General features: G+C 73.9%; 14 protein-coding genes. 6 read left to right on the top strand and 8 right to left on the bottom strand.

Features of this window, described 5'->3' with window-relative positions:
* Positions 1-66: 66 nt before the first annotated feature.
* Entirely contained in the window at positions 67-1,227 is a 1,161-nt protein-coding gene (locus tag FMM08_RS20595) for a LacI family DNA-binding transcriptional regulator (protein ID WP_222711016.1), read from the bottom strand.
* A gap of 114 nt (positions 1,228-1,341) precedes the next feature.
* Between FMM08_RS20595 and FMM08_RS20590 the strand changes: the two genes are divergently transcribed.
* The 4 genes from FMM08_RS20590 (at position 1,342) to FMM08_RS20575 (ending at position 6,332) form a co-directional block, all read left to right on the top strand.
* On the top strand, positions 1,342-1,719 hold the full coding sequence (locus tag FMM08_RS20590) for a hypothetical protein (RefSeq protein ID WP_147928210.1): 378 nt from the start codon (positions 1,342-1,344) through the stop codon (positions 1,717-1,719).
* A gap of 108 nt (positions 1,720-1,827) precedes the next feature.
* The gene (gene radA / locus FMM08_RS20585) at positions 1,828-3,252 is read left to right on the top strand and encodes a DNA repair protein RadA (RefSeq protein WP_147928209.1); all 1,425 of its coding nucleotides are present in this window, start codon (positions 1,828-1,830) and stop codon (positions 3,250-3,252) included.
* 105 nt (positions 3,253-3,357) lie between these two features.
* Entirely contained in the window at positions 3,358-4,458 is a 1,101-nt protein-coding gene (disA, locus tag FMM08_RS20580) for a DNA integrity scanning diadenylate cyclase DisA (protein ID WP_139710227.1), read from the top strand.
* Between the two features lie 95 nt (positions 4,459-4,553).
* Positions 4,554-6,332, top strand: coding sequence for a DUF7800 domain-containing protein (locus FMM08_RS20575; protein ID WP_222711015.1), 1,779 nt, complete (start codon positions 4,554-4,556; stop codon positions 6,330-6,332).
* A 138-nt stretch (positions 6,333-6,470) separates the two neighbouring features.
* On the opposite strand, the gene mmsB is transcribed toward FMM08_RS20575, so the two are convergent.
* From mmsB to chvE, 3 genes are all read right to left on the bottom strand, one after another.
* Positions 6,471-7,694 carry a multiple monosaccharide ABC transporter permease gene (gene mmsB, locus FMM08_RS20570; RefSeq protein ID WP_147928208.1) on the bottom strand — a complete coding sequence of 408 codons (1,224 nt, stop codon included), beginning with the start codon at positions 7,692-7,694 and terminating at the stop codon, positions 6,471-6,473.
* Positions 7,691-9,340 (bottom strand): multiple monosaccharide ABC transporter ATP-binding protein, encoded by a 1,650-nt coding sequence (gene mmsA, locus FMM08_RS20565; RefSeq protein WP_147928227.1) that lies wholly within the window; start codon positions 9,338-9,340, stop codon positions 7,691-7,693. The genes mmsB and mmsA overlap by 4 nt, the downstream gene beginning before the upstream one ends.
* 165 nt (positions 9,341-9,505) lie before the next feature.
* The gene (gene chvE, locus FMM08_RS20560) at positions 9,506-10,654 is read right to left on the bottom strand and encodes a multiple monosaccharide ABC transporter substrate-binding protein (protein WP_147928207.1); all 1,149 of its coding nucleotides are present in this window, start codon (positions 10,652-10,654) and stop codon (positions 9,506-9,508) included.
* Positions 10,655-11,014: 360 nt separating this feature from the next.
* On the opposite strand from chvE, the gene FMM08_RS20555 reads away from it, so the two are divergent.
* Positions 11,015-11,893 carry an iron-sulfur binding domain-containing protein gene (locus tag FMM08_RS20555; protein ID WP_147928226.1) on the top strand — a complete coding sequence of 293 codons (879 nt, stop codon included), beginning with the start codon at positions 11,015-11,017 and terminating at the stop codon, positions 11,891-11,893.
* A 56-nt stretch (positions 11,894-11,949) separates the two neighbouring features.
* On the opposite strand, the gene FMM08_RS20550 is transcribed toward FMM08_RS20555, so the two are convergent.
* Positions 11,950-12,444: an amino-acid N-acetyltransferase gene (locus FMM08_RS20550; protein WP_147928225.1), complete on the bottom strand. Its 495-nt coding sequence runs from the start codon at positions 12,442-12,444 to the stop codon at positions 11,950-11,952.
* A 192-nt stretch (positions 12,445-12,636) separates the two neighbouring features.
* Positions 12,637-15,180, bottom strand: coding sequence for an ATP-dependent Clp protease ATP-binding subunit (locus FMM08_RS20545; RefSeq protein WP_147928206.1), 2,544 nt, complete (start codon positions 15,178-15,180; stop codon positions 12,637-12,639).
* A gap of 290 nt (positions 15,181-15,470) precedes the next feature.
* Here FMM08_RS20545 and FMM08_RS20540 point away from each other — a divergent pair, with 290 nt between their 5' ends.
* Entirely contained in the window at positions 15,471-16,427 is a 957-nt protein-coding gene (locus FMM08_RS20540) for a GGDEF domain-containing protein (protein ID WP_147928205.1), read from the top strand.
* Here FMM08_RS20540 and FMM08_RS20535 read toward each other — a convergent pair.
* Together FMM08_RS20535 and FMM08_RS20530 are read right to left on the bottom strand one after the other, a co-directional pair.
* Positions 16,403-16,747, bottom strand: a complete 345-nt coding sequence (locus tag FMM08_RS20535; RefSeq protein ID WP_147928204.1) for a histone-like nucleoid-structuring protein Lsr2 — start codon at positions 16,745-16,747, stop codon at positions 16,403-16,405. The two genes, FMM08_RS20540 and FMM08_RS20535, sit on opposite strands and share 25 nt — an antisense overlap.
* 1 nt (position 16,748) lies before the next feature.
* Positions 16,749-16,979 carry a hypothetical protein gene (locus FMM08_RS20530; RefSeq protein WP_147928203.1) on the bottom strand — a complete coding sequence of 77 codons (231 nt, stop codon included), beginning with the start codon at positions 16,977-16,979 and terminating at the stop codon, positions 16,749-16,751.
* Positions 16,980-17,018 lie beyond the last annotated feature (39 nt).

Raw genomic sequence — 17,018 nt, 5'->3', positions numbered from 1 at the left:
TCACCAGCTGGTAGCGGACGAGGTGCCCGTGCAGCGCGGCCACCTCCTCGCGCAGGCGGCGGCGGGTCAACCTCCGGCAGCACCGCGCTGGGGCCGTCCGGGGGGCCGGGGAGCCACGGGCGGGCGCGGTGGAGCGGTGCTGGCGCGGACCACCAGCTCCGGGACCACCCGCCGGGTGCGCACGGGCTCGCCGCGCAGGCCCGCCAGCAGCACCTCCAGGCAGCGGCGGCCCAGCGCGTCGAAGTCCTGCCGGACGGTGGTCAGCGGCGGGACGAGGTACGCCGCCTCCGGCACGTCGTCGAAGCCGACCACGCTGACGTCCTCGGGCACCCGCAGCCCGCGCTGCCACAGGGCGCCCAGCAGGCCGATGGCCACCTGGTCGTTGACGGCGAACACGGCCGTGGCGCCCCGCTCGACCAGCGGTCCCGCGGCGCGGTGCCCCGCGGCGGCGGCCCAGTCACCGGGGACGACCTCCGGCACGGTGGCTCCGGCGGCGAGCAGCTCGGCGCGCCACCCGGCCTCCCGCGCCCGCGCCTCCAGCCAGGTCCGCGGCCCTCCGACGTGGTGGACCGTGGCGTGCCCGAGCTCCAGCAGGTGGCGGACGGCGAGGCGCGCACCGTGCTCCTGGTCGACGCTCGCCGACAGCGGGCCGGGGTGATCTCCACCACTCCCGGCGCCCCCGGCGCCCCCGGCGCCCCCGGCGCCCCCGGCGCCCCCGGCACCCCCGCCGCCCCGGGCCAGGGGCGCCTCGAGCGTCACCACCGGCACGCCGGCGTCCAGCGCCTCGACGGCGGCCACCGCGGCGTCGTCGGGGGCGATGACCACCAGGCCGTCCACGCCGAGGTCGCGCAGGTGGTCCACGGCGTCGCGCACCTCGCGCGGACCGACCTCCGGCAGCAGCACCACCGAGGTGGCGTAGCCCTCGGCGCGCGCCGCCTGCTCCACCCCCAGCAGGGCGCTCGTGGGCCCGAACTCGGCGGTGCTGGCGCTGACCAGGCCGATCGTGCGCGTCGAGCGCGTCACCAGGGCGCGCGCCGCGGTGTTGACCCGGTAGCCGAGCTCGGCGATGGCCTCCTCGACGCGGCCGCGGGTCTCCGCCCGCACGCTGGGGTGGCCGTTGACCACCCGCGACACCGTCTGCAGCGAGACGCCCGCGCGCGCGGCGACGTCCGCCATGACCGGAGCACGCACCGGGACGGGACCACCGCTGCCCGCGTCGACCGGCACCGCCACCTCCTCGCCAGCCCCGCCCGCCGCCGCTCGGCGACCCCGGACCGGGGAGGAGCGATGGTAGGGCGTGGGGGCTGGCGCGCAGCAGCGGCGCAGAGCACAGTGACGCCCATGAGCAGCACGCACGCCGAGACGCGCCGCCCGGGCCCCCCGGGGCGCGGCGCCATCCGCAAGCCCATCCTGTCCCCGGCCTCCGTGGCCCTGTTCCTGCTGTTCCTCGGCGGCACGGTCCTGGCCACGATCGTCCCCGCGGGCATCGCCCCGCCGAGCGACCTGGACGGCACCACGCTCGACCAGGCCTGGCAGGCCTTCGGCATCTCCGTGGTCGGGCTGCTGGTCATGGCGGTCGCCTCGGGCTTCCTGTACGCCCGCACCAAGGAGATCGCGATGCTCATCCTCGCGATCGCCCCCACCACCGCGGGCTTCGTGGGCGCCGTGGTGCTGCTGGCCATGCACGGCTTCGCCTCGGCGTACCCGAACGCCTACTGACCGACCGGCAGCTCGACCGACGGCCGGCGGCCGACCGCCGCCGGCCGCCCCCCGTCGTCGTCCCGGTGGTGACGAGCGGTGTCGGTGGCAGCGCCTAGCGTCACGTCCGTGAGCACCCGCACCACCCGAGCGCCCCGCGCCGAGCACCGCTGCGCGGAGTGCGGCTGGACCACCCCCCGCTGGGTGGGCCGCTGCGGGCAGTGCCAGGCGTGGGGCTCCCTGACCGAGACCGCCCCCCTGCTGTCCGCCGCGCCCCGCGGGGCCGGGGCACCCGCCCCCGCCGCCCCCGTCCGGGCGGCCCGCCGCGCCAGCGAGGTGGTGACCACCGGGCGCCTGCAGCGCCTGCGCACGGGCCTGGCCGAGGTCGACAGGGTGGTCGGCGGCGGGCTGGTGCCGGGCCAGGTGCTCCTGCTGGCCGGTGAGCCGGGCGCGGGCAAGAGCACCCTCCTCCTCGCGGTGGCCGACGCCGTCGCCGCTGCCTCCGGCCCGGGAGCGGTGGTGCTCTACGTCTCCGCCGAGGAGTCCGTGGAGCAGATCGCCGTGCGCGCGCGCCGCACCGGCGCCCGCTCGGAGTCGCTGCTGCTCGCCGACGACACCGACCTCGGCGCCGTGCTCGGCCACGTCGAGCAGCTCACCGCGTCCTCCGAGCGGCTCGCCCTGCTGGTGGTCGACTCGGTGCAGACCGTCTCCTCCTCGGAGGTGGAGGGCCGCCCCGGAGGCGTCTCGCAGGTCATGGCGGTGGCCGGGGCGCTCACCCGGCTCGCCAAGGAGCGCGGTCTGCCGGTCTGCCTGGTCGGCCAGGTCACCAAGGAGACGACCGTGGCCGGACCGCGGTCGCTGGAGCACCTCGTCGACACGACGCTGACCCTCGAGGGCGACCGCCACACGGCGCTGCGGCTGCTGCGGGCCGTGAAGAACCGCTACGGCCCGGCCGACGAGGTCGCGTGCTTCGAGCAGACCGACACCGGGCTCCGCGAGGTGCCCGACCCCAGCGCCCTCTTCCGCGGCACGCGCACCGACCCGGTGCCGGGCACCTGCACCACCATCACCGTGGAGGGTCGCCGGGCGCTGCTGGCGGAGGTGCAGGCGCTGGTCGCCCCCACGCAGGCGCCGGTGCCGCGGCGGGCCGTCTCCGGCCTCGACAGCGCGCGCACGGCCATGCTCACCGCCGTCACCGAGCGGCACGCCCGCGTGGCGGTGCACGCGAAGGAGCTCTACGTCTCCTCCGCCGGCGGCATGCGGCTGGCCGACCCGGGCGCGGACCTCGCGGTGTGCCTGGCGATCGCGTCGGCCGCCACGGACCGGGCGCTGCCGGCGGACGTCGCCGCCCTCGGCGAGGTGGCGCTGTCCGGTGACGTGCGCGCCGTGCCCATGCTCCAGGCCCGCGCCGCGGAGGCGGTGCGCCTCGGGCACACCCGCCTGCTCGTGCCTCCCGGCGCCGCCGAGCTGGTGGACGAGCGCACGCGCCGCGCCGCCCGCCTCGAGGTGGTGGGCTCGCTCGGCGAGGCCGTGCGCAGCCTGCTCCCCAGCTGACCGCTCCCGGCCTCCCGCCCCCGCCGGGGCTGGGGGCGGTCGGCGCACGGGCGGTCCCGCGCCGCCGGGACGGACCCCTCGGGCGCCTCCCCCTAGACTCCCCGCGTGGACGAGCGCGAGGAGGAAGCCCTCCTGCGGGCCACGCTGGCCGTCGTGGCCCCGGGCACGGCGCTGCGAGACGGCCTGGAGCGCATCCTGCGCGGGCGCACCGGCGCGCTCGTCGTCCTCGGGCACGACGCGACCGTCGAGCAGCTCTGCACGGGCGGCTTCAACCTCGACGTCGACTTCTCGGCCACCCGCCTGCGGGAGCTGGCGAAGATGGACGGCGCCATCGTCTGCGACCGGGCCGTGACCCGCATCGTGCGCGCCGCGGTCCAGCTGGTGCCCGACCCGTCCATCGAGACGAGCGAGTCCGGCACCCGCCACCGCACCGCCGAGCGGACCGCCAAGCAGACCGGCCTGCCAGTGGTGTCCGTGAGCGCCTCGATGAACATCGTGGCGCTCTACGTGGGCTCGCGCCGGCACGTGGTGGAGGGCTCGGACTCGATCCTCGCCCGCGCCAACCAGGCCCTGGCCACCCTGGAGCGCTACCGCTCCCGCCTCGACGAGGTCACCGGCACGCTGTCGGCCCTCGAGATCGAGGACCTGGTCACCCTGCGCGACGTCGCCAGCGTGCTGCAGCGCCTCGAGATGGTGCGCCGGATCTCCGCGGAGATCTCCGGCTACGTGGTGGAGCTGGGCGCCGACGGCCGCCTGCTCTCGCTGCAGCTCGACGAGCTGGTGAGCGGCATCGGCGGAGACCGCGAGCTGGTGGTGCGCGACTACCTCACCGGCCCGGCGGGCAGCGAGACCACCGTGCGCACCGGCCGCTCCGTGCAGGGCGTCCTGGAGGACCTGTCGGCCCTCACCGACTCGCGACTGGTGGACCTCGAGGCGCTCTCGCGGGTGCTGGGACTCCTCGGCGACGGTGACACCCTCGACTCCCCCGCCTCCCCGCGCGGCTACCGGCTGCTCTCGAAGGTGCCCCGCCTGCCCGCCGTCGTCGTCGAGAGGCTCGTCACCCACTACGACGGCCTGCAGAAGCTGCTGGCCGCCAGCACCGACGACCTCATGGGTGTCGGCGGGGTCGGGGAGCACCGGGCGCGCGCCGTCCGCGAGGGCCTCTCGCGCCTGGCCGAGTCCAGCATCCTCGAGCGCTACGTCTAGAGCGGGTGCTCCCGGCGCGGCCGGGAGATGATCGGGGCGTGACTGCTGACGGTCCTGCTGGCGGCGCGCCGGCTCACGGCTCGAGGAGCGGGGCCGTGCCCGAGCTGGTGCTCGGCCCCATGCTCCGCCACGTCGACGCCACGAGCGCGACGCTGTGGTTCGAGACGAGCGGGCCGTGCACGGTCTGCGTGGAGGTGGGCGGCGGGGTGCTGGACGCCCCCGTGACGGCATCGGGCAGCACCTGGGGCGTCCACGGGCACCACTACGCCATCCTCGTCGTGCGGGGGCTCCCGGAGGCCTCGGAGCTGCCGTACACCGTGCACCTCGCGGAACCCGTCGCGCCCGGAGCCGCCCACCCGCCCGCCGCGCGCCGGGTGTGGCCGCCGGTCAGCCCCGACGCCGAGCTGGCCGCCTTCCCCCCGAGCGCGGTGCGCACGGCGCGCTCTGACGGGAGGCTGCGCCTGGCGTTCGGCTCCTGCCGCCGCTCGGAGCCCCTGGACGCCGCCGGGGTGGCGGCCGTGGGGCCGGACGCGCTGGTGGAGCTGGCGCACCGGATGGCGTTCCCGCCGTCCGACGGGCCGGCGCTGGAGCCGCCCGACGTGCTGCTGATGCTCGGTGACCAGCTCTACGCCGACGAGCCGTCCGAGCCGATCCGCGAGCGGCTGGAGACCGCCCGCCGGGACCCCGACGTGGCCGACCACCCCGAGGTGGCCGAGGAGATCTGCACGTTCGAGGAGTACACGTGGCTGTACACCGAGAGCTGGAGCGCTCCCCCGGTGCGCTGGCTGCTCTCGACTGTGCCCACCTGCATGCTCCTGGACGACCACGACCTGCGCGACGACTGGAACACCTCCCAGGCGTGGCGCGAGGAGATGAGGCGCAAGCCCTGGTTCGACGACCGCGTGCGGGGCGCCCTGGGCAGCTACTGGGTCTACCAGCACCTCGGCAACCTCAGCCCGGCCGAGCTCGACCGCGAGCAGCTGCTGGCGGCCATCACCGCCGCTGAGGACGACGACGCGCGCAGCGCCCTCCTCGACGACTACGCCGAGCGCGCCGACGCAGAGCCCGACACCGCCCGGTGGAGCTACGTCCGCGACTTCGGCCGCACCGCCACGGACGGCACGGCCGACGACGGCACCGGCGGTGGCGTGCGGCTGGTGGCGGTGGACTGCCGCTGCTCGCGGCGCCTCGACCCGGGGAACCGCGCCATCCTCGACGACGCCGAGTGGGCGTGGGTGCAGGAGCGGGCGCAGCCGGAGGCCCCCGTCGACCACCTGCTGCTGGCCAGCACGCTGCCCGCGCTCATGGTGCCCGCCTTCTCCGACGTGGAGGCCTGGAACGAGGCCGTGGTGCGGGGGCGGTGGGGCCGGTGGCTGAGGGGGCCGGGCGAGGCGCTGCGGCAGGCGATCGACCTCGAGCACTGGGCGGCGTTCGGCACGTCCCTGCACGACCTCCTGCGGCTCCTGGCGCGCGTCGCGTCGGCCTCGAGACCACCGGCGACGGTGCTCCTGCTGTCCGGCGACGTGCACTGCAGCTACACGGCCCGGGCGCAGCTCGACGGCGTCGTCGGCAGCCCCACGGCCGTCCACCAGCTGGTGATGTCGCCGTTCCGCAACCCGCTGAAGCCCGCGCTGCGGGTGGCCAACCGCCTGGCCGACGTGCGGCCCGTCCGGGCGCTGGCGGCGCTGCTGGCCCGCTCCGCGGGGGTGGCGCGCCCGCCGGCGTCGTGGGAGGTCGAGGAGGGTCCCTGGTTCGACAACGGCGTCATGACGGTGGTGCTGGAGGGCCGCAGCGCCCGGCTGGAGGTCGACCACGTGCGCGTGGACGCCTCCGGCCGCACGCTGCGGCGCACGCACCACCGCACGCTCGTCTGACGTCGCCCGCCCTGCGCCCGACCCGCTCCCGACGCGCCGGGGCGCGGGGACGACGGAGGGCCCCGGCATCGGCCGGGGCCCTTCGTCGTCGTCCTGCTGGTCCCGCCGGTCAGCTGGGCCGACCGGCGGGCGGGGGTGTCAGCGGGTGCCGGAGCGCCGCTTGTTGTAGACGTCGAAGGCGACGGCCAGCAGCAGCACGAGGCCGCGGATGATGAACTGCCACTGCTGCCCGAGACCCAGGATGATCATGCCGTTGTTGATGACGGCGACGAGCAGACCACCGACCATGGCGCCGACGATCGTGCCGACGCCGCCGGTGACGGCGGCGCCGCCGATGAAGGCCGCCGCGATGGCGTCGAGCTCAGCGCCGGTGCCGGCGGCCGGCTGGGCGCCGTTGGTGTACGCGGAGAAGATGACGCCCGCCACACCGGCGAGGAAGCCCATGTTGACGAAGATCCAGAAGTTGACCTTCCGGACGTTGACGCCGGACAGCATCGCCGCGGACAGGTTTCCGCCGATGGCGTAGACCTGGCGCCCGAACACCGTCGACTTGGTGATGACGGCGTACGCCATGATCAGCACGGCGAGGGTGATGAGGACGATCGGCAGGCCGCGGGCGGTGGCGAGCTGGTAGGCGAACCACATGACGACGGCACCCACGACGACGATCTTCAGGAGCAGCACCGGCAGCGCCTCGACGACCTGCTGGTACTTGATGCGGGCCCGGCGGGTGCGCAGCTGCTGCGCGACGAAGCCGGCCACGGCCAGCGCCCCGATGAGCAGGGTGAAGGCGTCGTACCCGTAGCCGCCCATGAGGCCGTTGAGGTAGCCGTTGGCGAGGTTCTGGTACGACTGCGGGAAGCCCGACAGCGAGATGTTCTCCAGGACCAGGTAGTCCAGGCCGCGGAAGAGGAGCATGCCCGCCAGCGTCACGATGAACGCCGGCACGCCCACGTAGGCCACCCAGAAGCCCTGCCAGGCGCCGATGACGACGCCCACGGCGAGGCCGGCGAGCGCGGCGACCCACCACGGCTGGCCGTAGGTGATGGCGAGGCGGGCGGCCACCGCACCCACCACCGCCAGGACGGAGCCGACCGACAGGTCGATGTGCCCGGCGACGATGACGATGAGCATGCCGATGGCCAGCACCAGCACGTAGGCGTACTGCGTGACGATCGTGGAGACGTTGCGCGCGGCCAGGCTCTGGCCGTCGGTGAGCACCGCGAACAGCGCCACCACCAGCACGAAGGCGATGTAGATGCCGCTCTGGCGCAGGTTGGCCGTCAGAGCGACGAGCGGGTTGGCGCTGCCGGTCTTCGGCTGGGGCGCGCTCGGGGCGGGCGCGGTGGCCTGGGTGCTCATGCGAGGTCCTCGGGGTTCTGGCTGGAGATGGGCGAGCGCGACTGCTCGGACTGCTGGGGGGCGCCGGGGACGACGGGCGCCTCACCGGAGGTGCCCACCGTGGCCCCCCTGTCAGCCGGAGCGCCTGTGCGGACGGGAACGCGCTCGAGGGTCATGAGCTCCATGAGGCGCTCCTGGGTGGCCTGGGCGATCGGCACGTCACCGGTGATCCGGCCCTGCGACAGCGTGTAGACGCGGTCGCAGATGCCGAGCAGCTCGGGCAGCTCCGAGGAGATGACGATGACCGCCTTGCCCGCCGCCACCAGCTTGTTGATGATGACGTAGATCTCGTACTTGGCGCCCACGTCGATGCCGCGGGTCGGCTCGTCGAGGATGAGCACGTCCGGGTCGGCGAAGATCCACTTGGACAGCACGACCTTCTGCTGGTTGCCGCCCGAGAGCTTGCCGGTCACGGACATCACGGTGGGGGCCTTGATGTTCATGTCCTTGCGCGAGCGCTCGGCGACGGCGATCTCCTCCTGGGAGTTCACCAGTCCCGCACCACCGGCGAGCTTGTCCAGCGCCGCCGCGGAGACGTTGCGCTTGATGTCGTCGATGAGGTTGAGGCCGTACTTCTTGCGGTCCTCGGTGGCGTAGGCGATGCCGTGCTTGATGGCCTCGCGCACGTTCCTCGCCTGGATCAGCTGGCCGCGCTTGTAGAGGCGGCCGCCGAGGTAGCGCCCGTAGGACCGCCCGAAGATGCTCATGGCCAGCTCGGTGCGCCCGGCGCCCATGAGACCGGCGATGCCGATGACCTCACCGGCGCGCACGGACAGGCTGGCGCCCTCCACGACGAGCCGGTCCTGCGTGGCGTGGCCGACCGTCCAGTCCTCCACGCGCAGCACCTCCTCGCCGGGGTGGCTCTCGCGCTCGGGGTAGCGGCTCTCCAGGTCGCGGCCGACCATGCCGCGGATGATCCGCTCCTGCGTGACCTCGCCGGAGGCGATGTCGAGGGTCTCGATCGTCCTGCCGTCGCGGATGATCGTCGTCGACTGGGCGATCGAGATGATCTCGTTGAGCTTGTGGCTGATGATGATGCAGGTGATGCCCTCGGCCTGCAGCTGGCGCAGGAGACCGAGCAGGTGCTCGGAGTCGGTGTCGTTGAGCGCGGCCGTCGGCTCGTCGAGGATGAGCAGCTTGACGTCCTTGGTGAGCGCCTTCGCGATCTCCACGAGCTGCTGCTTGCCCACGCCCAGCTGGCCCACGGGCGTGGTGGGGTTCTCCTTGAGGCCGACGCGGCGCAGCAGCTTGCCGGCCTCGCCGTTGGCGCGGTTCCAGTCGATGAGACCGCCGCGGCCCTTGACCTCGTTGCCCAGGAAGATGTTCTCCGCGATGGAGAGGTAGGGCACCAGCGCGAGCTCCTGGTGGATGATCACGATGCCCGCGTGCTCGGACTCGTTGATCCCGCTGAAGCGCGCGACCTGGCCCTCGAACACGATGTCGCCGTCGTAGGTGCCGTGCGGGTAGACGCCCGACAGCACCTTCATGAGGGTCGACTTGCCGGCGCCGTTCTCGCCGCAGATCGCGTGGACCTCGCCCCGGCGCACCTTGAGCGTCACGTCGGAGAGGGCCTTGACGCCCGGGAAGGTCTTGGTGATGGAGCGCATCTCCAGGATGACGTCGCTGGAGGGACTGCTGCTGGTCGTCGTCACTGTGCCGCCCACCTCGTGGTGCTCCCGCCTGTTAGGCGCATGGTCAGTGCCCTGCGGCAGCCGACCGCCCCGCGCCCCCCGTGGGGAGCGCGGAGCAGCCGGCTGCGACGCGAGGTCGGGTTACTTCTGACCCTTGTCGACCTGGGCCTGCGTGTAGTAGCCGCTGTCGACGAGGACGGACTTGACGTTGTCCTTGGTGACGACGGTCGACTCGAGGAGGTACGACGGCACGACCTTCTTGCCGTTGTTGTAGTCCGTGGTGTTGTTCGCCTCCGGCTCCTTGCCGGACAGGTAGTCACCCGTGACCTTGATGGCCTCGTCGGCGAGCTTGCGCGTGTCCTTGAAGATCGTGGAGTACTGCTTGCCGTCGTTGATGAGCTTGACGTTGTCGATGTCAGCGTCCTGCCCGGTGACGATCGGGAACGCCTTGCCGCCGCTGCCGTACCCGGCGTTGGTCAGCGCGGTGATGATGCCGCGGCTCACGATGTCGGCGGGCGACAGCACCCCGTTGAGGGTGATGTTGGCGTCGGAGGAGGTGAGCAGGGTCTCCATGCGCTTCTGCGCGACGTCCGTCTTCCACTGCTGGGTGGCGATCTGGGAGATGTCCGTCTGCTTCGACGGGATCACGATGGTGCCCTTGTCGATGTACGGCTGCAGGACGGACATGGCGCCCTTGTAGAAGAAGGTCGCGTTGTTGTCGTCCAGCGAGCCGGCGAACAGCTCGACGTTCAGCGGACCGGCCGGGGCCGAGGGGTTCGGCGAGCCGTCGGCGTTGAGGAGGCCCAGGCCCGTGAGCAGGGAGTTGCCCTGCTGCACGCCGACCTTGAAGTTGTCGAACGACACGTAGAAGTCGACGTTCTCGGTGTCGCGGATCAGGCGGTCGTACGAGATGACCTTGATCCCGGCGGCGGCGGCGTCGGCGAGCTGGCTGCTCAGCGCGGTGCCGTCGATCGAGGCGACGATGAGGACCTTGTCACCGTTGTTGATCATCGTGGTGAGCTGCGACACCTGCGTGGGGATGTCGTCGTTGGCGTACTGCAGGTCGACCTTGTAGCCGAGCTTCTCCAGGCCGGCCTTGACGTTGTTGCCGTCGTCGATCCAGCGCTGAGAGGTCTGCGTGGGCATCGCGACGCCCACGGTGACGTCGGCGGGAGCAGCGCTCGTGGCGGACTCCCCGGGAGCGGTGGAGCCGGCGCCGCCACCACCGCAGGCCGACAGGCCCAGGGCCAGGGCTGCTCCGACGGCCACGAGTGCGAAACGCTTGTTCACGCGGTACCTCTCTGTCGTTCGAGGCCCACCCGTGCTCCAGCGCCCGGGCGTGGCCTTCGCACCGCACCTCGAGGGCGCGGTGAGCGCTCGGAGGCGGCTGGCGGGGCGTGTCTGCTGCACCGCGCCTGCGTCTCCTGCGCGGGGTCGATTGTGAACGCTCTCAGCCCCAGGCGGTCAAGGGTGGAGAGCCCGTCGGGTGGTCACGATCCGGTCACGTCCGTCGCGGACGACGCGATCTGCAGCACCGCGCCCCGGGAGCGGGCGGGGTCGGGCGGCCGCGCAGCCGGCGGCGGGAGAGCATGGGGCGTGCCACGACCGCGGGCTGCAGCCCTCCCCGCAGCCGACCGCGACCACGGAGCCCTGGTCGCCGCGGTGCTCCGCTGGTACGCCGACAACGCCCGTGACCTGCCCTGGCGCCACCCGGGGGCACCCGAGGAAGTCGCTTGGCCCGTGCTGGTCAGCGAGGTGATGCTGCAGCAGACGCCCGTGGCCCGCGTCGAGCCGGTGTGGCGCGCGTGGCTGGAGCGGTGGCCCAGCCCGGCGGCCCTCGCCGCGGAGGCCGCGGGCGAGGCCGTGCGGGCGTGGGGCCGTCTGGGGTACCCCCGTCGGGCGCTGCGCCTGCACGCGGCCGCGGTCGCCGTCGTCGAGCGCCACGGCGGGAGGGTGCCCTCGGACCCGCAGGCGCTGTTAGCGCTCCCAGGGGTGGGTTCCTACACCGCGGCGGCGGTGGGGGCGTTCGCCTTCGGGCAGCGGGTGGCGGTGGTGGACACCAACGTCCGCCGGGTGCTGGCCCGCGCCGTGCAGGGCCGCGCCCAGCCCGCGCCGGCGCTGACGGCCGCAGAGACGGCCCTGGCGGTCGAGGTGCTGCCCGAGGCGCCAGCAGGCGACTCCCGCCTGCCGGCGCGCTGGTCGGTGGCCGTGATGGAGCTGGGGGCGCTCGTGTGCACCGCGAGGGCACCGCGGTGCGGCGCCTGCCCGGTGGCGGACCTGTGCGCGTGGCAGCGCGCCGGTGCGCCGCCCGACGACGGCCCGGCCAGGCGCGGCCAGGCGTGGCACGGCACCGACCGGCAGGTGCGCGGGCGGCTCCTGGCCCTCCTCAGGGACGCTCCCGGTCCCCTGGACGGCCCGGCGCTGTCGGCCGCGTGGGACGACGACGAGCAGCGCGAGCGCTGCCTCGCGTCGCTCGCGGAGGACGGCCTCGTGGTGCCCTCCGGCGGCGGCTGGTCGCTGCCGCTCTGACGCCGCCCCGCGCCTGGGCGCTTCGCACCCCCGGTGCGCACGAGGACGGGACGGGCTCAGCGCAGGTGGAGCAGCATCCGGGTGTTGCCGAGGGTGTTGGGCTTCACGCGCGCGAGGTCGAGGAACTCCGCCACGCCGTCGTCGTGGGAGCGCAGCAGCTCCGCGTACACCTCTGGCGCCACGGGCGTGCCCTCGATCACCTCGAAGCCCAGGCGGGCGAAGAAGGGCACCTCGAAGGTCAGGCAGAACACGCGCGAGACGCCGGTCTCCCGCGCGTCGTCGAGGAGCGCCTCCACGATGGCGGAGCCCACTCCGAGGCCCCGGGCGGAGGACGCCACCGCGAGGGTGCGCACCTCGGCGAGGTCCTCCCACATGACGTGCAGGGCTCCGCACCCCACGACGTCGCCGTCCAGTTCGGCCACCCGCATCTCGGGCACGGACTCGTAGCTGGCCACCGCGTGCTTGGCCACGAGCACCCCTCGCTCCGCGAGCGGGGCGGTGAGGGCGCGCACCGCGCGGACGTCGGTGGCCCGGGCCCGGCGGACGAGCACCCGGGACGACGGAGGACCAGCCGCAGCAGCGGCACCGGCGCTGCCGGGGGTGCCAGGGGCGCCGGGGGCGAGGTCGGGCACCACCCCATCGTGCCCGATGCAGTCCGGGCCGCGACGAGCAGGAGCCCCCGACCCTGGTGGGTCGGGGGCTCCTGCTCGGCCCAGGGGCTCAGTCCCCGCGGCGAGCCAGCGTCAGGACGCGTCGTCCTTGGTCAGGCTCGGCGGGGAGGACGGCGGCACCGCCCCGGAGGAGGCACCGACGGCGGCCACCTCGGGGATGGGCGACTTGCGGGTGCCCTGGAAGGTGAACCGCGCGGCCGGGCCCTCGCCCTCGACGTCCACGAGGACGATCTCGCCGGCCGTCAGCTCGCCGTAGAGGATCTTCTCGGACAGCGCGTCCTCGATCTCGCGCTGGATGGTGCGGCGCAGCGGGCGCGCACCGAGCACGGGGTCGTAGCCGCGGACGGCGAGCAGGTCCTTGGCGGGCTGGGTCAGCTCCAGGCCCATGTCGCGGTCCTTCATGCGCAGGTCGACCTTGGCGATCATCAGGTCGACGATCTGGATGATCTCCTCCTGCGTGAGCTGGGGGAAGACCACCACGTCGTCGACGCGGTTGAGGAACTCCGGGCGGAAGTGCGTCTTGAGCTCCTCGTTGACCTTGATCTTCATGCGGTCGTACGAGGTGGACAGGTCGCCGCCGGCCTGGAAGCCCATCTGCAGGCCCTTGGCGATGTCCCGGGTGCCCAGGTTCGTCGTCATGATGATCACGGTGTTCTTGAAGTCGACCGTGCGGCCCTGGGAGTCGGTGAGCCGACCGTCCTCGAGGATCTGCAGCAGCGAGTTGAAGATGTCGGCGTGGGCCTTCTCCACCTCGTCGAACAGGACCACCGAGAACGGGCGCCGCCGCACCTTCTCCGTGAGCTGGCCGCCCTCCTCGTACCCGACGTAGCCGGGGGGCGAGCCGAACAGACGCGACACGGTGTGCTTCTCGGAGAACTCGCTCATGTCCAGCTGGATGAGCGCGTCCTCCTCGCCGAAGAGGAACTCCGCCAGGGCCTTGGCCAGCTCGGTCTTACCGACACCGGTGGGGCCGGCGAAGATGAACGAGCCGCCGGGGCGCTTGGGGTCCTTCAGACCGGCGCGGGTGCGCCGGATCGCCTGGGACAGCGCCTTGATGGCGTCGTTCTGGCCGATGACGCGGTGGTGGAGCTCGGCCTCCATGTTGAGCAGGCGGCTGGACTCCTCCTCGGTCAGGCGGACCAGCGGGATGCCGGTGGCCGTGGCGAGGACCTCGGCGATCAGCTCCTCGTCGACCTCGGCGACCACGTCCATGTCGCCGGCCTTCCACTGCTTCTCGCGCTCGGCCTTGGCCGCCAGCAGCTTCTTCTCGGAGTCGCGCAGGGAGGCGGCCTTCTCGAAGTCCTGCGCGTCGATCGCGCTCTCCTTCTCGCGCCGCACCTCGGCGATCTTCTCGTCGAACTCGCGCAGGTCCGGCGGAGCCGTCATGCGGCGGATGCGCAGGCGCGCGCCCGCCTCGTCGATGAGGTCGATCGCCTTGTCCGGCAGGTAGCGGTCGTTGACGTACCGGTCGGCCAGGGTGGCGGCGGCCACGAGGGCGCCGTCGGTGATGGAGACGCGGTGGTGCGCCTCGTAGCGGTCGCGCAGGCCCTTGAGGATCTCGATGGCGTGGGCCAGGTTCGGCTCGGCCACGAGGATCGGCTGGAAGCGGCGCTCCAGCGCCGGGTCCTTCTCGATGTGCTTGCGGTACTCGTCGAGCGTGGTGGCGCCGATGGTCTGCAGCTCACCGCGGGCCAGCATCGGCTTGAGGATGCTGGCGGCGTCGATCGCGCCCTCGGCCGCACCCGCACCGACGAGGGTGTGGATCTCGTCGATGAACAGGATGATGTCGCCGCGGGTGCGGATCTCCTTGAGCACCTTCTTGAGGCGCTCCTCGAAGTCACCGCGGTAGCGGCTGCCGGCCACCAGCGCGCCGAGGTCGAGGGTGTAGAGCTGCTTGTCCTTCAGCGTCTCGGGCACCTCGCCGCGGACGATGGACTGCGCCAGGCCCTCGACGACGGCGGTCTTGCCGACGCCGGGCTCGCCGATGAGGACGGGGTTGTTCTTGGTGCGGCGGGAGAGCACCTGCATGACGCGCTCCACCTCCTTGCCGCGGCCGATCACCGGGTCGAGCTTGCCCTCGCGGGCGGCCTGGGTGAGGTTGCGGCCGAACTGGTCGAGGACCAGCGAGCCCGACGGGGTGCCCTCCTGGGGACCGCCGGCGGTGGCGGGCTCCTTGCCCTGGTAGCCGGACAGCAGCTGCAGCACCTGCTGGCGCACGCGGTTGAGGTCGGCGCCGAGCTTGACGAGGACCTGGGCGGCGACGCCCTCGCCCTCGCGGATCAGCCCGAGCAGGATGTGCTCGGTGCCGATGTAGTTGTGGCCGAGCTGCAGCGCCTCGCGCAGCGACAGCTCGAGGACCTTCTTGGCGCGCGGCGTGAAGGGGATGTGACCGGAGGGGGCCTGCTGGCCCTGGCCGATGATCTCCTGCACCTGCTCGCGCACGGAGTCGAGGGAGATGCCGAGGGACTCCATCGCCTTGGCGGCGACGCCCTCACCCTCGTGGATCAGCCCGAGCAGGATGTGCTCGGTGCCGATGTAGTTGTGGTTGAGCATCCTGGCCTCTTCCTGAGCCAGGACGACGACGCGGCGGGCGCGGTCGGTGAACCTCTCGAACATGGTGCGCTCCTCGCGAGCGTGGGCGGTGCGGAACCCCGCTCACCGGCTGCCACCGGTGGGCCGGACGACCTCACTGACCCTGACGATGCTATCCCCGGGGTGCGACGGCGGTGGGGGCTCGCGCCCCGCACCTGGTCGGCCCGGAGGGGGAGGACCGGGTCGGCCTCCCGTCACAGGGAGCAACGCTCCCAGGTCAGAGGGGTGTTCCGCGGGAGGGCGCTCCGGCTGTTCGCTGGTGGCGGACGGGGGCGCAGGTCAAGACCGCCGACCGCGCTGCCGAAGATCCACCCGTGGAGCCCCCGTCACACCCCGCGCGGCCGCGCACGACCGCTCCGCTGCGGCGCCGCCCGCTGCGCGCCCTGGAGACGGCGATGGTCGGCCTGGGCGTGGTCACCGGCCTGGCGTTCCCGCCGGTGGTGGCCCTGACCGGCACCGCGCCCTGGTCCGCCGTCTCCGCGCCGGGCTTCGTCGTGGTGTGCGTGGCCGCCGGGGTGGCCGTCGGCGCGGCGAACGCCGGCCTGGTCCGGCTCGTGCTCGTCCGGCACCTGCGCGCGCTCGGCGTCCAGGTGCGCCTGGTCGAGCAGGCGGCCGGGTGGGCCACCACCACGGGGGACGACGCACCGCTGCACGCCGCGGACCTGCGCCTGCCCGAGCACGCCGACGACGCCCTCGGCACGGTGCCGGCCTCGCTCAACGCCCTCGTGGGCACCGTGGCGCGCGGGGTGCGCGAGCGCGCCCGGCTGGAGGCCGAGCTGCGCCACCGGGCGACGCACGACGCGCTGACGGGCCTGGCCCGGCGCGGCCACCTCGTCGACCTGCTGGACCGGGCCCTCGCCGACGCCGCGGCGCCGCGACCCGCCGTGCTGTTCGTGGACCTGGACGACTTCAAGGCGGTCAACGACGTCCACGGGCACCACGCCGGTGACGCGGTGCTGCGGGCCGTCGCCGAGCGCCTCCACGACGTCCTCGCCCCCGGCGACGTCCCCTCCCGCTTCGGCGGAGACGAGTTCGTGGTGCTCGTCGCCGACGGCGACCTCGAGCGCGCCCGCGACGCGGTGGCCCGGGTCTGGGAGCGCCCGGTGCACGTGGCCGGGGCTGCGCTCGCGGTCGCCGGCAGCTGCGGCGGCGTGCGGGCGCGGCCCGGAGAGCTGTCGGCGGACGCCGTCCTGCAGCGCGCCGACGCGCGGATGTACGCCTGCAAGCAGGCGCGGCGGCAGGGGGCTCAGGCGCCGGTGGCCGCCCGGTAGGCCTCGACCACCGCGGCCGGCACCCGGCCGCGCTCGTTCACGGTGTGGCCGTTCTCGCGCGCCCACGCGCGCACCGCGGCCACGTCAGCGCCCCCGGCCGCACCGGAGGTGCCGGCGCCGGAGGTGGCGCGGGCGCGGCGGCCCGCCGTCGTCCGGCGGGCGTGCCCCACCCAGACGGCGAGGTCGTCGCGCAGGCGCGCGGCGTGCTCGGCGGACAGGTCGATCTCGTAGTCGGTGCCGTCCAGGGAGAAGGAGACGGTCTCCTCGGCGGGGCCGCCGTCGAGGTCGTCGACGAGCACCACCTGCAGCGTCTGCGCCACCTCAGCGCACCTCTCCCCGCACCACCGCGGGAGCGGAGGACGACGACGCGCGCTCGCCGGCCTCGCGCTCCGCCGCCTCGCGCTGGGCCTGGGCGCGCTGGGCGTCCTCGCGGTCGAGGGCCGCCATCGCCTCGCGCTCGCTGCGGTCGGCCCGCAGCACGGCGCGCATGACGAACCAGAACAGCAGGGCCACCCCGACGGGGGGCGTCAGCGCGGCGATCGCGGCCATCACGACACGAACGGTACCCCGCTCGGCGCCAGCTCCCCGCCC

The sequence above is a fragment of the Quadrisphaera setariae genome (assembly GCF_008041935.1).
GTDB lineage: Bacteria > Actinomycetota > Actinomycetes > Actinomycetales > Quadrisphaeraceae > Quadrisphaera > Quadrisphaera setariae.
This window is presented reverse-complemented; position numbering and strand designations above follow the sequence as displayed.